Genomic DNA, 15,153 nt, shown 5'->3' on the forward strand with positions numbered 1-15,153 from the left:
GTTGATTCTGGATGAGATCACACCGCGGCTCCACCCCGCAGGAGGGCGCCGGTGTGCGAAATTCCGCAAGGCGGGGTGCGAAGACCCGCTCAGTAGCGGTTGAGGCTGAGACCCAGGATCTTCAGGCGGTCGTAGAGGGTGCGCCTGGCCAGCCCGAGGATCTGGGCGGCTTCGGCGACGTTGCCCGCCGTGCGCAGCAGGACCCGCTCGATGTGGGCGCGCTCCATCTCCTTGAGGGTGGACAGCTCCCCGGGGGCGTCCGAGGGCGGCGAGAGCCGGTCCTCCATGCCCAGGTCCGCGGCCTCGATCTGGTCCCCCCGCTGGAGGATCATGGCCCGCTCCAGGACGTTGGACAGCTCCCGGATGTTGCCCGGCCAGGGGTAGGCCAGCAGGGCGGCTTCCGCCCGGGGGCTCAGGGTCACGGGCATCCGGCCCATGCGCGAGGCGACGGACTGCAGGATGGTGGCGGCCAGGATGGGGACGTCCTGGGGGCGCTCCCGCAGGGGGGGGATGCGCAGGGTGAGGGTGCTGATGCGGTAGTACAGATCGTCCCGGAAGGTCTTGGCGCGGACCATGTCCTCCAGGGCGAGGTTCGTGCTGGCGATGAGGCGGATGTCCACGACCCGGTCCCGCACGTCGCCCAGGCGCCGGAAGGTCTTCTCCTCGAGCGCCTTGAGGAGCTTGGGCTGGATGGCGGGGTCCATGTCGCCGATCTCGTCCAGGAACACGATGCCCCGGTGGCCCACTTCCAGCAGGCCCTGCTTGGCGGCGACCGCCCCCGTGAAGGCGCCCCGCTCGTGCCCGAAGAGCTCGCTCTCCAGCAGCTCCCGGGTGAGGCCGGCGCAGTTGAGGTTCACGAAGGCCTCTTCGGCGCGCGGGCTGTTGAAGTGGATCCACCGCGCCAGGACGCCCTTGCCGGCGCCGGTCTCCCCGAGAATGAGGATGGGGCTGTCCCACTCCAGCATCCGCCGGGCCTGCTCCTCCAGCCTGCGGATGGCCGGGCTCTCCCCCTGGAAGGGATTCATGATCCCGGCCCGGTCGCGGTTGGCGGCCTCCTGGCGGTGGCGCAGGCGCTGCTGCTGGAGCAGGCGGCGCACGATGACGAGGAGGGCCTTGGATTCCACGGGCTTGGTGAGGAACTGCTCCGCCCCCTCCTTGATGGCCCTCACGGCCAGGTCGATGGAGCCGTGGGCGGTGAGGATGATGAAGGGGGTGCTCTCGTTCAGGCGCTTGACCTGGGCGAGGATGTCCAGGGAGGTGCCGTCGGGCAGGCTGTAGTCGGCCACGACCACGTCGGGGTTGCCGCTGCGGTAGAGCTCCATGGCCTGCTTGCAGTTCTCGGCCTCCTGCACCTCGAGGTCGTTGGCGCGGAGGAAGGCGGCCATGCCGTGGCGCACGGAGGGGTCGTCCTCGATCAGGAGGATCCTGGGGTCAGTCATGGTCGGGGTCCTGCATGAGGGTGGCGACCCTGCGGGGGGCCGGAAGCTTGACGGTCACGATGGCTCCGCCTCCGGTGCGGTTGCCCAGTTCCACGGACCCGCCGTGCTCCTCCACCACCCGCTTGACGATGGAAAGGCCCAGGCCCGTCCCCCCCTTGCGCCGGGTGAAGAAGGGCTCGAAGGCCCGGGCCTGCGTGTCGGGGGCGAAGCCGGGCCCCTGGTCCTCCACGGTGAAGATCCACCACTCGTGGTCCTCCCTGCGGTCCCTCCGGCACCGCACCGCCACCTTCCCGCCCGGGGGGGAGTGGTGGAGGGCGTTCTCCATGAGGTTCCGGAAGACCTGGTGCATGCGGCGCCCGTTCAGCGGCAGCACCAGGTGGGGGTTCTCCAGGTGGATGCCCAGGTCAACCTGCTGGCGCGCCGCCTGGGACTCGCAGCTGCGCGCGGCCTCCTCCAGCAGGGCCTTCAGGAGGCAGGGCTCGGGGTTGAGCGTGCGGGGCTCGCCGTAGTCCTTGAGGTCGTTCATGAGGCTGGAGATGCGCTCGGCGCTCTCCCGCAGGGCGGCCACGAAGGGCATGTAGCGCGGCTCCTCCCCGAAGGTGGCCTCCATGGCGTCCAGGTTTATGGAGATGCCGTAGACGGGGTTGCGGATCTCGTGCACGACGCCGCCCACCAGGGCCCGCAGGGACTCCTCGGCGCGCCTGCGCTCGGTGATGTCGGTGCACATGCCCGTCATGCGGGCCGGGCGGCCCTGGTCGTCCCAGGCCACCACCTTGCCCGCGTCGAAGACCCAGATCCAGTCCGTGGTCCCGCCCAGGATGCGGTACTCCACCTGGAAGGTGGCCTGCCGCCCCTCCAGATGGGCGTTCATGGCCCCTTCCACCTGGAGGCGGTCCTCGGGGTGGATCCGGGCGAGTCCGCCCTCCAGCGTGGGCGGCACGCCCGCGGGGGTGAGCCCCAGCATGGAGAACCAGCGGGGGCTGCGGTACACCTCGCCCTTGGCGAGGTTCCAGTCCCAGAGGCCCTGCTGGGTGCCCTCCAGGGCCAGGTTGAGCCGCTCCTCGGAGGCGTGGAGGGCCGCCTCGGCCTCCTTGAGGGCCGTGATGTCCCGGGATACGGCGGCGATGCGGTGGATGCGCGACCACTTGTTCCGCACCGGGGTGAGAGTGGTCTGGAAGCTCCGGGCCCGGCCCTCCACCACGTGCTCCTCCTCGTACAGGAGGGGCCGCTCCTCGGCCAGCACCCGGCTGAAGTGGTTCACCAGGAGCTCGGCGCTCTCGGGGGGGAGGCACTGCGCGGGCGTCTTGCCCGTGAACTCCGGGAGCAGGAACCCCGAGCCCCCGCCCAGGGGCGGGTTCACCGTCTCGAAGGTGAGCTCCCCGGCCTCGGAGACCCCCACCACGTAGATCCAGTCGTAGAGGTTGGGGAAGAGGCCGTCGTAGGCCTGGTCCGCGAGGAGCTTGGCAAGGGGGGTCTCGGAGGGGCTCACTTCTCGTCCACCGCCAGACCCAGCTGCTCCAGGTCCTTGCGGGCCGCCACGCTCCCGGCGGCCGCGGCCTTCCGGTACCACTTGACGCCTTCCTTGCGGTCCATGGGGACGTTCAGGCCGTTGTAGTACATCGTCCCCAGCATGCGCATGGCGCCGGAGTCGCCCTGGGCGGCCTTGTCCAGGTACGGGACGAGGACCGCGGGGATCTCCTCCCGGGCCTGCGCCGGGGCCGGGGCCTCCCCGCCCGGATAGAGGAAGTAGTAGGCCACGGTGCCGCCCAGGATCGCCACGGCCAGGATGCCGAAGATCCAGAGCAGGGGCCGGGAGGCCCGCGCCGGCGCCTGGCGCGCCTCGGGCAGGGGCGCGACGACGGGGAGGGACTGGGTCGTGACGGCCTCCTGCCTCGGGGGGGGCGGGATGATCCGCATGGGCTGGGTGTCCTGGAGCCTGGGCGCCCCGGTCTTCAGGACCTGCGTGGCGTCGGGATCCGTGGGGATGCCGGGATCGGTCTTGTCGTGGGCGGAATTCTCGCTCATGGGCGCTCCTCCTGGGCGGCTTCCCGCCAGGCCTGGAATCGGGGGACGAAGACGAAGAACATGACGGTGGTCAGGGCGATGAAGGACCGGGCGTAGCGCTCGGCCGGCGGCCCCCCCAGGGCGTAGTAGACGATTCCGTAGAGGGAACTGAGCTCGAACAGGGCGGCGTAGAGGATGGTCTCACGGATCACGGTTCCGGGGCGCCGGGCCTCCTCCAGGCTCCCGAAGGTCCGCCGGACCTTGCTCCAGCGCCAGGTCACGAAGAACGCCGACGCGAAGGTCAGCCCCGTGAAGGTGTAGCCCAGCTGCTGCACCACGCCGTCCGGGGGCGCCGCCCCGGGCCGGATGGCCGTGCCCAGCATGAGCTGCAGGAGCAGGGGCCAGGCCACGCAGATGAACAGGCCGATGACGTAGGCGATGCGGAAGGCCTTTGCGAGGGAGGGGCTGGGTTCGCGGGTCACGATGCTAGGCCGCGCGAACCCGGATTTCGCCGAAGGCTTCCGACTGCACCAGGAGGATCCGCCCGGTGCGGACCATCTCCAGGAGGGCCAGGAAGGTGAGCACCAGCTCCTCCCGGGAGCCGGCGGTGGCCAGGAGCCCGCCGAAGGCCTCCCACCGCCCGTCCAGGAGGAAGGCGGTGACCTCGGCGATGCGCTGGTCCAGGGTCTTGGGGGGGGTGCGCACCTGCACCGGCGGGGGCGGCAGGAGCCGCTTGAGGGCGTCCCGGTACGCCGCGAGCAGGTCGAAGAGGTTGGCCTTGATGGGCTCCTCCTCCACCCGTGCGTGGTCCCGGATGTCCAGCCCCGGCGCGAAGACCACCTTCTGCCACTCGGTCTCGCGGCTGGAGAGCTCCTTGGCGGCCTCCTTCACCTGCTGGTAGTCCAGGAGGCGCTGCACCAGGTCCTCGCGGGGATCCTCCAGGCCCTCGTCCGCGGGGGGCCGGGGGAGCATCATGCGGCTCTTGATCTGCAGGAGGTGGGCGGCCATGGCCACGAACTCCGCGGCGATCTCCAGGTTCAGCTCCTCCATGAGGAGCAGGTAGTCCATGTACTGGCGGGTCACCGAGGCCATGGGCAGGTCCAGGATGTCCAGCTTCTGCTCCCGGATCAGGTGCAGGAGCAGGTCCAGGGGGCCGTCGAAGGAGGCCAGATGCAGCTCGAGGTCGCGGAACTTCGTCTCGAAGCCCTTCGGGGGCTCGAAGGCGGGATGCTCTCGGGGGGTGTCGGTCATGGCAGTCCATTGTAGCCCAGTGCGGTAGGATTGACTCCTATGGCGCGTCCCCCCGTTCTCCCCGGCCCCCGTCCCGACTGGTTGAAGATCAAGGTCCCGGCTCCCGAGGTGGTGGCCGAGGTGGAGGCCCTGGTGCGGTCGAACCGCCTGGTCACCGTCTGCGAGGAGGCCCGGTGCCCCAACCTCCACGAATGCTGGGGAATCCATCGCACCGCCACCTTCATGCTGCTGGGCGACGTGTGCACCCGGCACTGCGGCTTCTGCAACGTGGGCAAGGGCCGCCCGGGCGAGGTGGACCCCGGCGAGCCCCAGCGCGTGGCCGAAGCGGTGGCATCATTGGGGTTGGCTTTCGCGGTGGTCACGAGCGTGAACCGGGACGACCTCCCCGACGGGGGCGCCGCCCACTTCGCCGCCACCATCCGCTGGATCCGCACCCTGGTGCCGGGCTGCGGGGTGGAGGTGCTGATCCCCGACTTCAGCGGGAGCGAGGCCTGCCTGGCGACGGTGCTGGAGGCCGCCCCCCAGGTCCTCAACCACAACGTCGAGACCGTGGAGCGCCTGTACAAGCGGGTGCGCCCCGACGCGGACTACGCCCAGAGCCTGCGGGTCCTGGCCGGCGCCGCCCGCCACCGGGACGCCGCCGCCCCCGCCCTGCGCGTCAAGAGCGGCATCATGGTGGGCCTGGGCGAGACCCCCGAGGAGGTGCTGGACCTCATGGGCCACTGGCGGGACTCCTCCGTGGACATCGCCACCCTGGGCCAGTACCTGCCCCCCTCCCCCCTGCATCTGCCCCTGGCGCGGTACGTCGAACCCGCCGAGTTCGACATGTATAGGCGCAAGGGCCTCGAGATGGGCTTCCAGCGGGTGGAATCGGGCCCCCTGGTGCGCAGCAGCTACCACGCGCAGGACAGCTACCAGGGATGAGCATGCGACGACTGGCCGTCATCCACCACCGCCACATGGACTGGGTCCCCGCCCTGCGGGAGGCCGAACCCCGCCTGGACATCCGCGGCTGGCACCCCCGGGAGGCCGGCGAGGCCGAATGGCTGGCGGAGGCCGAGGGCCTCTTCGCGTGGAAGCTTCCCGAGGGCCTGGCCGCTCGCATGCCCCGGCTGGCCTGGGTGCAGAACAGCGGGGCCGGGGTGGACCATCTGGTGGCCGACCCCTCCATCCCCCCCGGCGTACCCATCACCCGGGCCGACGGCCAGTTCGGCCTCTGGATGGCCCGCTACGTGGCCTTCCACCTCCTGGCCGGCGCCCAGCGCCCCGACGAATGCCGGGAGGCCCAGACGGCGCGCGCCTGGAACCCCCGGCTCATCCCCGAGGACCTCACCGGCCGCACCGCCCTGGTGGTGGGCTTCGGCCGCATCGGCCGGCAGATAGGCCGTTCGCTTAGGGAACTGGGCCTGGACGTGCGGGGCTTCGTGCGGACCCCCCGGGAGGACCTGGAATTCCCGCTCCACGGCACCGCCGACCTGCCGAACCTGCTACCGGCAGCTCGCCTGCTGGTCCTCTGCGCCCCCCTGACCCCGGAAACCCGGGGCCTCGTGGACGCCCGCCTGCTTGCCCACGGCCACGGCGGGCTCACCCTGGTGAACGTGGGCCGGGGCGAGCAGGTGGTGGTCCCCGACCTGATCGAGGCCCTGGACGCGGGGCGGCTGGGCCGGGCCGTCCTGGATGTCTTCCCTTCCGAACCCCTGGAAGCGGATTCGCCCCTCTGGGGCCACCCGAAGGTGACGGTCACGCCCCACCACTCGGGACCGTCCACGCCCCGGGCCATGGTTCCTGACCTGCTGCCGAACCTGCGGAGGTTCGCGGAAGGACTGGCGATCGAAGGCGCGGTGGACCGGAAGCTGGGGTACTAGTGTAGGCCGCCAGAAGAACAGGTAACACCTTGTCCAGCACCTTCACCCCAGTTCCAGGTCAGGGCTTGGTGTTGACGAGTCGCTTGATGCCCCCGTCTTTGAGGGGCCAGTTATGGAAATGGATCAGCAGGCCCGCTTTGGAGTTGGCGAAGTGGAGGCAACTGTTCAATTGGGCGAAGTCCGCGTCCGAAAACGTGGCGATGGCCTTTGCCTCGATGACCCCTTTGTGGTCCGCGACGAGATCCATGATGTAGGCATTCTCGACGCACAAGCCCTTGTAGGTGATATCGAGGTGAACCTCGCGAAGGGCCTGGTGTCCGGCCAACCTGAGTTCATGGGCGAGGCAAGCCTTGCAGGCATTTTCCAGGAGTCCAGGCCCCAGAACGATCTGCACCCTGATGGCAGCGAGAATGATGGCTTCGGTGATATCCCGATGGGGATGGTTGTCGCCCCAATCTTCACCCCAATGCCGACCCATGACCTCCCCCTTCGGGTCAGGCGTGCGCTCAACCATGGCGGGACGTTCAGGCCAGAATTCCTTCCTCGGTATCCTCGGCCTCCTCGGCGCCTCGGCGATGGCTTTCTCAAGCATCTGTCGGCGCAAAGATTACTTGCGCCGAAGCACCGTTCGAAAAGCCCATCGCCGAGGCGCCAAGGAGGCCGAGGATACCGAGGGAAAGATAAAGGCAGGTTCGCCGTCAACCCTTGGCAGAGGCCGTCCGAATGGCCGCCAGGGCCTGCCGCGCTCGGGTCACCTTGGCGAGGATATCACTCGCGGACGCTGTCCAAACAAATGGTTTCGGATTGGCATTGTGTCTCGCGATATTGGTGTGGATCGGTACTTCGAGTTCCGGGACGGACCTAATTATGCCCCTGCGGATGCGGTTCTCCGTGATGTCCCGAAAAAATCGCTCCACCCTGTTCAACCACGATGAACGGGTGGGGGTGACGTGAACGTGGACCCTCGGATGGTCTTTCAACCAGCTTTTGACCGCCGGATCGTACCCTCCAGCGTGGTCATGGCCGCAAAGAGGGTGGTCGTGCCATTGCGCTTGCAGTCGTGCGTCATGGTGCCGCAGCGACCTTTCTTCATCGGTAGGCCAGGCTGAGTCCGGTCCAGGGCCTGGATCTGGCTCTTCTCGTCTACGCTCACCCCGGTGGCCTGCGCCATGGAGGCCCGACTCCAGTGCGTGGCATTGACGGGCTGTTCCTGCGTTGTCTTCTGGAGCACCTCTTGCCCTTTCAAGGCGATCACCCAAGACTTCCGGCCTCGACCTGGGCGTTCCCTCTCGAGACCCTCGAAGCCCGCTTCCTCCCATCGCTTGAGGCATTGCCAAGCGGTCCGATGATCGCAGCCCAAAGCCTGGCCGATGTCGCGAAAGGACTCGCCGGAAGCTCGATGAAGAACGATCTTGGCCCGCAGCACCCTGCGTGCAGACAACGTCCGGCTCCGCGCCATTTCCTCAAGCCGTCTGAATTGCTCCCCAGTTAAATCAACTCGCCCCACTTGCACCAAATCTCTCACCTGCCACTTGGATGCGACGAGATGAATTGGCCTTACACGTATTTCTGGCGGCCTGCACCAGGGGGTTCGCGAACGCAGGCCCCTGGGCCCGGCTCACCGCTTGGACGGCCTTTTGGCGGCTGCCTCCTTGCCTGGGATCCGCGCCGTCTGCAGCGCCTCCTCCAGGGGGGTGACGATGAAACGTGACGCCTTGCCGCCGGTGGTGAGGATGCCCCGCAGAAGGATCCTTTGCGGGCCTTCGTCCGGGAACAGTTTCCGGAAGTCGACCTGCCCGAGTTTGTCCGCGTCGGCCTTGAGGGCCGCGTACCCGTACACGAAGCTTGCGCCTTCGAAGCCCTTCCCGGAAAGCTTCACGTCGAACTGCGCGTAGCCGTCCCCCTTCGCCCTGGAAGGCAGGAGGTAGGTCCGGGCCTTCACCCGTTTCAGCTCGGCATCCGGCCTCCGCTCAGGCAAGGGTCTCCCCGTGAGGGCCTGGTAGTGCGGACCGATGATCCCCAGTTCCGCCCCTGGACAGACGGAGGCCATCAGGAACAGGTCCTCCGCCTCCGCCTTCCGGCCCTGCTTCTGGAACGCCTGGGCGAGGTGGTCGCCCGGGACCCAATGCTGGCCGAGGGCCCAGGCGGCCTCCAGGAACCGGATCGCCGGGGCCTGCTCTCCGCGCCGGAAATGGATCCAGCCCAGGGTGTCCCAGAAATTGGCCAGGGTCTGCAGCTTGTTCCGGGAGGCCCGGTCCAGGACCGTCAGGCCGGCGCACTCCCCTTCGATGAGCTGGACGGCCTTCCGGGACCACGCCAGGGCCTGGTCCAGGTCCAGGTCCGCCTCGGCCAAGGCGTAGGCCGCTTCGTTCAGGTCTTCCTTGTCCGGGTGGTCCCCGGCCAGGAGGGCCTTGAGGGTCTCCAGGCCCTCCACCCGGCGGTCCGTCTTAACGAGCGTGCAGCCCAGGAACAAACGGAGCTTGACCGCCTCCGGCATGGTCCGCACGGCCTCGGTCAGGTATTCCCGCGTCTCCCCGGGCAGGAGCTGGGCGTAGAAGGTCCGCCCCAGGAATTCGGCCGGCTGGATGGCCCGGGGGGCCAGGCGGAGCATCTTCATCCCTTCCGCCACGGCCTCGGCGCCCTGGTGCTTCAGGGCGTAGGCGGCGGCCAGGCCGAAGTGCCCCATGACGCTGTCCGGGTCGGCCGCCAGCGCCTGCTGGAATTCCCCGATGGCCTGTGCCGGCTTGCCTTGGTCGAGGAACACGCTGCCCTGGATCTCGTGCGGCGACCGGTTCTCCGCCCGGGGGCCGGCGGGCCTGGCGGCGCCGTTGCCGTTGAGCGCCTGGAAGGCCATCCCTTCCCTGCGGACCCCCGCCAGGAATTCCCGGAAGGTGTCCATGTCCCGGGCCGGGACTTCGGCCACCCTCGACACCAGCACCTTCTCCACGGTGAGGGTTCCGTCCTTCATCGTGGCCGTGGCGGTGAAGTCCGCGACGGGGCAGGTCAACGAAACGGGCGCGGGCAGGGCGGGCTGCCAGCCCTTGGGAAGGGTCATTTCCGCCCTCATGCGGTATTCCCCGGGGAAGCCCAGGACCAGCGGGATCTTCGCGTCGCTCGGCGGAAGCTGGAAGGACTCGAGCCGGCCCAGGGGCGGAACGATGATGCGGTCGGGATTGTCCCCGAGGGTGCTCCGGACCGTGAGGTCGAAGCCGAAATGGAAAGGTTCTCCGGTGGCCTCGATCGGCGACGGCACCAGGTTCTCCATCTCCCAGGAGGTGCCGGGCATGGCGGTGTTCGCCTTGAGAATCTCCTTCCACTGGGCGGGTGGGCAGGACCGGAAGAAGGTTCTCATGGTCAGGTCGAAGTCGCCGGTGCAGGTCTGTTCCGTGTGGCCTTTGAAGGTGCCATCGGCCTGGTAGGCTCCCCGGGTCAGGATCCCGACGCCGGTCCTGAAGGCGTCGTCGGCCGGGACGAGGCGCAGCGAGGCCGGCCCTTCCGGGGGCGCCACCAGCCCCTGCCGGTCCCGTTCGAAGAAGTTCAGGAAGCCCATCGGGGCCGCCTCCTGGGTCGAGTCCATCCAGAGGAGGCGCTTCCCCAGGGGGACGACGGTGAAGACATGGTTGAAGGCGCCCGGCGAAGGCATGCCGGGGTCCAGGCGGCCGCCGGCGCCCATGAGCACCGGCCAGGCCTCGAAGCCCGCGGCCTTGAGCAGGGCCGTCAGCAGGCAGTGCTTGTCCTTGCAATCGCCGTAGCCGTTTTCCAGCACCTCGTCCGCGCTGTGGGGCTGGTACCGTCCGAGGCCGAAGGAGATGGAGATGTAGTGGAACTTCAGGGCCACGAAATCGTAGAGGGCCCGGATCCTGTCCTCGTCCCTCGCCAATCCCCGCGTGAGTTCGGCGGCTTTCGCCTGGAGCCGGGGCGTCGGGGCGATGCGCGGACGCTGGAGGTCCCAGAACCACCGGCCCACCTCCTCCCAGGACTGGAAATTGGAAAGCTGCACGGCGGGAAGGGGCGCTTCCATCCTGCGGACCGGCGCCTTGGCCGCCGGCGCAGCCGTGACGCGGGTCCAGGTGTAGACCCGGTAGCCGCCCAGGGTCGCCACCACCGGATTCCAGGCCGGGCTGTTCACCTTGAGCCCGACGGCGGGGGGCACGCGGACTTCGAGGGTCTCCTCCCGGGTGGCGTCGGTCTCGGATGGGCTGTACTGGAACCAGAAGTGTCCGGGGAACTCGGGCCTGATGGTCCTCAGGCGGTAGGCCAACTCCAGGACGTCTCCGACGCCCAGCCCCTTGACCAGGACGTGCTTCTCGTGGAGGTCGCTGTACATCGGCGCCGTGCGGGAGATCTCGGCGGGCAGGTCCTGGATGTTCTGATCGGGGGTCGTGACCACCGTGCCGTCCGCCTTGCGAACCCGGACCGCGTCCACGTCGAGGGCCTGGGAGCCGGTGAGGTAGGGGAGCTTGAGGATGGCGAGCGCCTTGACCCCGCCCTCGTTCAGCACCCGGGCCTCGGCCGAGATCTCCTGGACGGAGGTCCCGTCCAGTTCGAAGGTCACCCGGGTCTTCTTGTGGTCGAAGACGGCCGCCTCCGCCTGGGGCCTCCCTTCCGTCTGCGCCCGCAGGGAGGGGCACAGGAACGCCAAGGCTGCGGCGCACAGGAGGAACTTGATGGGCATCGCTTGACCTCGCCTGGCTGGGGACCCTGGACCTGCTGCGGGAAGCCCCTCCCTGCCGATGGGGCCTCCGGGCGGGATGGCACGGGTTCGAGGGCCGAAAACCTGGCGATGCCGGGATGGGAGAAGGGGAATCAGGTCGATTGTCGCACGGTCCGGTCCGACCGGTCACCGCAGCGGAACGAACACCACCGGCAGCAGGTTCCTCGTGACCGCCCCCGCGGCGGTCTTGTGCACCAGCACCAGGTCCTGGTGCGTGGGATGCACCGCCAGCGGCAGCAGCATCCGCCCCCCCTCCGCGAGCTGCTCCCACAGGTCCGGCGGGATGACGTCCGCCGCGCAGCTGACGACGATCGCGTCGAAGGGCGCCTCCGACCGCCATCCCAGCTTGCCGTCGCCGCAGCGCACGGTGGCGTTGGCGACCCCCAGGTCCTCCAGGTTCGCGGCGGCCCTGCGCAAAAGGTCCGCCTCCAGCTCGATGCCGAACACCTTCCGGCAGAGCCTGGCCAGCACCGCGGCCATGTAGCCGCAGCCGCAGCCCACTTCCAGCACCTTCTCGGTGCCCGAGAGCGCCAGGGCCTCGGCCATGAAGGCCACGATGTAGGGCTGGGAGATGGTCTGGCCCCGCCCGATGGGGAGGGGATGGTCCTCGTAGGCCGCGGCCTCCTGGGAAGCGTCCACGAAGCGGTGGCGGGGCAGGGTGGCCATGGCCTCCAGCACCCGGGGGTCGTCCACGCCCCGGGCCTCGATCTGGTTTTTCACCATTGCCTGACGCGCCAGGTCGGGATCCTGGGCGTATGATGACGGAGCCTTTTCCTCGGGAGCCCTCATGAGAACCGTCATCCTTTCCGCCGCCTTCGCGGCCGTCCTGAGCCTTCCGGCCCAGCAGACGATGGTGAAACCCTACCAGCCCAGCCCCGGCGCCAGCGTCACCCAGACGATGGGAAACAGCACCGTGAAGATCGACTACTCCCGTCCCGGCGTCAAGGGGCGGAAGATCTGGGGCGGCCTGGTGCCCTTCGGCGAGGTGTGGCGCACGGGCGCCAACAACGCGACGGTCATCACCTTCAGCGACCCGGTGAAGATCGAAGGGAAGGACCTGGCGGCGGGTTCCTACGCCTTCTTCGCCATCCCGGGCCCCAAGGCCTGGACCCTCATCTTCAACAGGAACGTCAAGCAGTGGGGCGCCTACGACTACAAGGCCACGGAGGACGCCCTCCGGGTGGAGGCGACGCCCGGGTCCCTGGCCGCTCCGGAAGAGTACCTCCAGTATTCGATCCATATGAAATCCCTGGAGGCGCTGCGCGTGGAGCTGGCGTGGGAGAAGCTGTCCGTGGGCTTCGACGTGACCCTGGACACCCCGGGCCTCTACTGGGCCTACCTGGAGAAGACCCTGGCCGGCGCCAGGCCCGAGGAGCACATCCCCTTCCTGCAGGGGGCCCGCTACTGCCTGAACAACGAGGTCCACCTGGACAAGGGCATGGAGTGGATCGACCGGTCCCTGAAGGCCAAGGAGGTCTACAGCAACCTGGACACCAAGGCCCGGTACCTCCACAAGGCCGGGAAGAAGGCCGAGGCCCTGGCCACCCTGCAGAAGGCCATCGACCTGGCCACCGCCGCCAAGACCCCCCAGGAGTACCTGGACGGCCTGGCCAAGACCAGGGCGGAGTGGTCCGCCAAGTAGCTATTTCGCCAGGGCCGCTTCGGTGTCGAGTTCGTACAGGACGAGTTCGTAGGGCTCGTTCGACATGGACTCGGTGCCGGAGACCACCACCACGAAGTCCAGGTTCTCCTTCTTGCGGTTGAAGAGGATGACCTTGCCGCCGACCCGCGTGACCTGGCGGTCGATGGGCTTCTGCACCTTGTCGGTGAGCGTGATCAGGAACAGGCTGGCGCGTTCGCCTCGCACCTCGGCCATGAGGCTCTGGTGGGGGCGGAGCTTGACCCCGTAGATGTTCTGGCCGCGGGTGACCTGCTTGCCGCCGCTCATGAAATCCGAGGAGGTCGTGAGCTTGCCCTTGATGGCGGAGGTGGATCTCAGCGCGGCGGCGGGGACCGGGGCGACGGGGTTGGCCGGCTCCTCCCCGCCGGTGAGGAATAGGGATGCGGCCAGGGCGAAGGCGAGCATTTCGGTACCTCCTGGATGGGGAACACCTGAATATACTCCCCGGATCCGCGTCCGGCCAAATACCATGGAAGCCATGTCCGACTCGTTCCTCACCAGGATTCCCGCCCTCTCCGACGCCCAGCTCCAGGATCTCCTCGCGCATCACCGGAAATACAAGCGCGGGGCCCTGGAGGCGGCCGTGGCCGAGCTGCGGTCCCGGGGCCGGGAGGTGCCGGAGGGGTTCCTGGACGCGGCCCTGGAGACGGAGCCGCCCCGGCCCGGCTTCCTGCGGGACGAACGGGGGCCCAGGATGGACCGGATCCGCCTCATCGCGGGATCGATCCTGGCCGCGGGCACCGTGAGCGCCCTGGTCATCTACCGCTTCGCTTCCACCACCGTCGCGCCCTTCGCCCTGGAGGACGAGGACTCCAAGAGCTACCTGCGCCAGTTGGAGATGATGGGCGGCAAGGCCAACCTCCTGGCCAGCCAGGTGCGGCACGGGTTCGCGGCGCTCTGGCAGGGCACGACCCTGGCGTTCACGGTGTTCTGGCTCTCCGCGGCCGCGGCCGCGATCTTCTGGGTGGCGGCGACCCAGATGGGGCGCAGGGTGAGGGAGTAGGCTAGAGCCCTACCCGCTTGAGGGTCCCAAGCGCCTTGGCCGCCATGGCGTCCTGGAAGGCGGCCAGTTCCTCCGGCGTGCGGGGCCGGGCCTCGAAGGCGGCGGCGGCCTTGAAGATCTCCTCCTCCACGGCCAGAAGGCGCGGGAGGTACCCGGTGCCCTCGGCGTTGAGGAGCCTGGCGAGGTCGAGGTACTCCTTGCGTTCGGCCTCCGGGAAGGGCCGCCCGATCTCCTTGATGCGCCGGGTCTCGGCCCACAGCGGGGCCTCGGCCCCCTTCCAGAGGGGCTCGGGGGACCTGCCCGCCTCGACCCACAGGGGCATGGCCAGGCCCGTGACGGGCTCCCCGGGCAGGATCCAGAAGGTGGCCCGCGATCCCGGGTCCCCGGGGCGCCGCCCCACGATGATCACCGAGGCGCTGGTGTAGCTCTTGTTGATGGAGTCCCGGGTGGACACCCACAGGCCCTGGCCGGCCCGGGGCAGGGGGGCCAGGTCCACGGCGGAGGGCTGTTTCGTCAGGGGATTGCCGGTGTCCCGGGCCACCTTGGCGAAGATGCCCTGGGCGGTCACCGGCCCCAGGGCCTGGACGAGGGCGGAGGCCCGGTCGAAGCGCAGGTAGCCGGCGCCCTTGCCGGGCTTTCCCGAGCGCGCGAAGTTGGTGTTCACCTGGAGCCGGTCCGGGCACAGGGCGGCGTCGATCTTCGTGAAGCCGTGGTTGTGCACCTCGAACAGGAAGGCCCGCCCCTCGGCGTCGAGCACCCCGAAGTTGGCCTGGCTGCCCAGGCCGCGGCCCTTGTTGGCCTCCAGCCAGGCCTCGAAATCGGCCACGGTGCGGCACAGCCGCAGGGCGTCGCCCATGATGGCCCCCTCGCCGTCCCGGGCCTCCTTGTCGCTGCCGGGCAGGTTGTAGGCCACGGTGTTCATGATGGCGAAGCCCGCGTCGTTGAGCCCGGCCCAGGCGTGGCGCCCGGAGTCGTCGTCCGCGTCCACCAGGGCCAGGTAGCTGTGGGGGAGGTCCCGGCGGAAGACCACCTTGTTGGAGAGGGTGTCGGTGTCCCGGTTCTTCCACAGCATGGGCCGCCCCTCCTGCCCCCGGGAGATGACGGCCGAGGTGCACTGTTCGGCGCCCTGGGCCAGCAGGGCCGGGGCCAGCGCGAGGGCGAGGAGGACCGCTGCGAGGTTCATGGGGGCTCCGGGG

At 69.1% G+C, this 15,153-nt stretch carries 14 protein-coding genes and 1 pseudogene; 4 read left to right on the top strand and 11 right to left on the bottom strand.

Going from position 1 to position 15,153, the window contains the following annotated elements:
* Nucleotides 1-89 precede the first annotated feature (89 nt).
* From RAH40_RS21490 to RAH40_RS21510, 5 genes are read right to left on the bottom strand one after another with little or no spacing between them, the layout of a single operon-like run.
* Nucleotides 90-1,439 carry a sigma-54 dependent transcriptional regulator gene (locus RAH40_RS21490; protein WP_306599683.1) on the bottom strand — a complete coding sequence of 450 codons (1,350 nt, stop codon included), beginning with the start codon at nucleotides 1,437-1,439 and terminating at the stop codon, nucleotides 90-92.
* Entirely contained in the window at nucleotides 1,432-2,928 is a 1,497-nt protein-coding gene (locus tag RAH40_RS21495; protein WP_306599684.1) for a PAS domain-containing sensor histidine kinase, read from the bottom strand. Before RAH40_RS21495 ends, RAH40_RS21490 begins: the two co-directional genes overlap by 8 nt.
* Nucleotides 2,925-3,464 carry a hypothetical protein gene (locus tag RAH40_RS21500; RefSeq protein WP_306599685.1) on the bottom strand — a complete coding sequence of 180 codons (540 nt, stop codon included), beginning with the start codon at nucleotides 3,462-3,464 and terminating at the stop codon, nucleotides 2,925-2,927. Before RAH40_RS21500 ends, RAH40_RS21495 begins: the two co-directional genes overlap by 4 nt.
* On the bottom strand, nucleotides 3,461-3,925 hold the full coding sequence (locus tag RAH40_RS21505; RefSeq protein ID WP_306599686.1) for a hypothetical protein: 465 nt from the start codon (nucleotides 3,923-3,925) through the stop codon (nucleotides 3,461-3,463). The genes RAH40_RS21500 and RAH40_RS21505 overlap by 4 nt, the downstream gene beginning before the upstream one ends.
* A 4-nt stretch (nucleotides 3,926-3,929) precedes the next feature.
* Entirely contained in the window at nucleotides 3,930-4,694 is a 765-nt protein-coding gene (locus RAH40_RS21510; RefSeq protein WP_306599687.1) for a ScpA family protein, read from the bottom strand.
* Between the two features lie 39 nt (nucleotides 4,695-4,733).
* On the opposite strand from RAH40_RS21510, the gene lipA reads away from it, so the two are divergent.
* Nucleotides 4,734-5,618 carry a lipoyl synthase gene (gene lipA, locus RAH40_RS21515; protein ID WP_306599688.1) on the top strand — a complete coding sequence of 295 codons (885 nt, stop codon included), beginning with the start codon at nucleotides 4,734-4,736 and terminating at the stop codon, nucleotides 5,616-5,618.
* A gap of 2 nt (nucleotides 5,619-5,620) precedes the next feature.
* Nucleotides 5,621-6,559, top strand: coding sequence for a D-2-hydroxyacid dehydrogenase (locus RAH40_RS21520; protein ID WP_306599689.1), 939 nt, complete (start codon nucleotides 5,621-5,623; stop codon nucleotides 6,557-6,559).
* A gap of 58 nt (nucleotides 6,560-6,617) precedes the next feature.
* Here the strand turns inward: RAH40_RS21520 and RAH40_RS21525 are convergent, their stop codons facing one another.
* The 4 genes and pseudogenes from RAH40_RS21525 to RAH40_RS21540 all read right to left on the bottom strand — a co-directional run bounded on the left by RAH40_RS21525 (nucleotide 6,618) and on the right by RAH40_RS21540 (nucleotide 11,996).
* Nucleotides 6,618-7,073: a GxxExxY protein gene (locus RAH40_RS21525; protein ID WP_306599690.1), complete on the bottom strand. Its 456-nt coding sequence runs from the start codon at nucleotides 7,071-7,073 to the stop codon at nucleotides 6,618-6,620.
* A gap of 184 nt (nucleotides 7,074-7,257) precedes the next feature.
* A pseudogene (locus RAH40_RS21530) lies at nucleotides 7,258-8,075 on the bottom strand (helix-turn-helix domain-containing protein).
* Nucleotides 8,076-8,177: 102 nt separating this feature from the next.
* Complete coding sequence (locus tag RAH40_RS21535; RefSeq protein WP_306599691.1) at nucleotides 8,178-11,234, bottom strand: DUF3857 domain-containing protein; 3,057 nt, start codon at nucleotides 11,232-11,234, stop codon at nucleotides 8,178-8,180.
* A gap of 165 nt (nucleotides 11,235-11,399) precedes the next feature.
* Nucleotides 11,400-11,996: a protein-L-isoaspartate(D-aspartate) O-methyltransferase gene (locus RAH40_RS21540; protein ID WP_306599692.1), complete on the bottom strand. Its 597-nt coding sequence runs from the start codon at nucleotides 11,994-11,996 to the stop codon at nucleotides 11,400-11,402.
* A 64-nt stretch (nucleotides 11,997-12,060) separates the two neighbouring features.
* Between RAH40_RS21540 and RAH40_RS21545 the strand changes: the two genes are divergently transcribed.
* The gene (locus RAH40_RS21545) at nucleotides 12,061-12,915 is read left to right on the top strand and encodes a DUF2911 domain-containing protein (RefSeq protein ID WP_306599693.1); all 855 of its coding nucleotides are present in this window, start codon (nucleotides 12,061-12,063) and stop codon (nucleotides 12,913-12,915) included.
* Here RAH40_RS21545 and RAH40_RS21550 read toward each other — a convergent pair whose 3' ends face one another.
* The gene (locus RAH40_RS21550; RefSeq protein WP_306599694.1) at nucleotides 12,916-13,359 is read right to left on the bottom strand and encodes a hypothetical protein; all 444 of its coding nucleotides are present in this window, start codon (nucleotides 13,357-13,359) and stop codon (nucleotides 12,916-12,918) included.
* 73 nt (nucleotides 13,360-13,432) lie between these two features.
* Between RAH40_RS21550 and RAH40_RS21555 the strand changes: the two genes are divergently transcribed.
* Complete coding sequence (locus RAH40_RS21555; protein ID WP_306599695.1) at nucleotides 13,433-13,957, top strand: hypothetical protein; 525 nt, start codon at nucleotides 13,433-13,435, stop codon at nucleotides 13,955-13,957.
* A 1-nt stretch (nucleotide 13,958) separates the two neighbouring features.
* Here RAH40_RS21555 and RAH40_RS21560 read toward each other — a convergent pair whose 3' ends face one another.
* On the bottom strand, nucleotides 13,959-15,140 hold the full coding sequence (locus tag RAH40_RS21560) for a hypothetical protein (RefSeq protein WP_306599696.1): 1,182 nt from the start codon (nucleotides 15,138-15,140) through the stop codon (nucleotides 13,959-13,961).
* Nucleotides 15,141-15,153 lie beyond the last annotated feature (13 nt).

It is taken from the genome of Geothrix sp. 21YS21S-2 (assembly GCF_030846775.1).
Classification (GTDB): Bacteria; Acidobacteriota; Holophagae; order Holophagales; family Holophagaceae; genus Mesoterricola.

Coding starts and splice junctions, on each gene's coding strand:
- RAH40_RS21490 (WP_306599683.1), bottom strand. CDS start 1,439: ATGACTGACCCCAGGATCCTCCTGATCGAGGACGACCCCTCCGTGCGC.
- RAH40_RS21500 (WP_306599685.1), bottom strand. CDS start 3,464: ATGAGCGAGAATTCCGCCCACGACAAGACCGATCCCGGCATCCCCACG.
- RAH40_RS21510 (WP_306599687.1), bottom strand. CDS start 4,694: ATGACCGACACCCCCCGAGAGCATCCCGCCTTCGAGCCCCCGAAGGGC.
- lipA (WP_306599688.1), top strand. CDS start 4,734: ATGGCGCGTCCCCCCGTTCTCCCCGGCCCCCGTCCCGACTGGTTGAAG.
- RAH40_RS21520 (WP_306599689.1), top strand. CDS start 5,621: ATGCGACGACTGGCCGTCATCCACCACCGCCACATGGACTGGGTCCCC.
- RAH40_RS21525 (WP_306599690.1), bottom strand. CDS start 7,073: ATGGTTGAGCGCACGCCTGACCCGAAGGGGGAGGTCATGGGTCGGCAT.
- RAH40_RS21535 (WP_306599691.1), bottom strand. CDS start 11,234: ATGCCCATCAAGTTCCTCCTGTGCGCCGCAGCCTTGGCGTTCCTGTGC.
- RAH40_RS21540 (WP_306599692.1), bottom strand. CDS start 11,996: ATGGTGAAAAACCAGATCGAGGCCCGGGGCGTGGACGACCCCCGGGTG.
- RAH40_RS21545 (WP_306599693.1), top strand. CDS start 12,061: ATGAGAACCGTCATCCTTTCCGCCGCCTTCGCGGCCGTCCTGAGCCTT.
- RAH40_RS21550 (WP_306599694.1), bottom strand. CDS start 13,359: ATGCTCGCCTTCGCCCTGGCCGCATCCCTATTCCTCACCGGCGGGGAG.
- RAH40_RS21555 (WP_306599695.1), top strand. CDS start 13,433: ATGTCCGACTCGTTCCTCACCAGGATTCCCGCCCTCTCCGACGCCCAG.
- RAH40_RS21560 (WP_306599696.1), bottom strand. CDS start 15,140: ATGAACCTCGCAGCGGTCCTCCTCGCCCTCGCGCTGGCCCCGGCCCTG.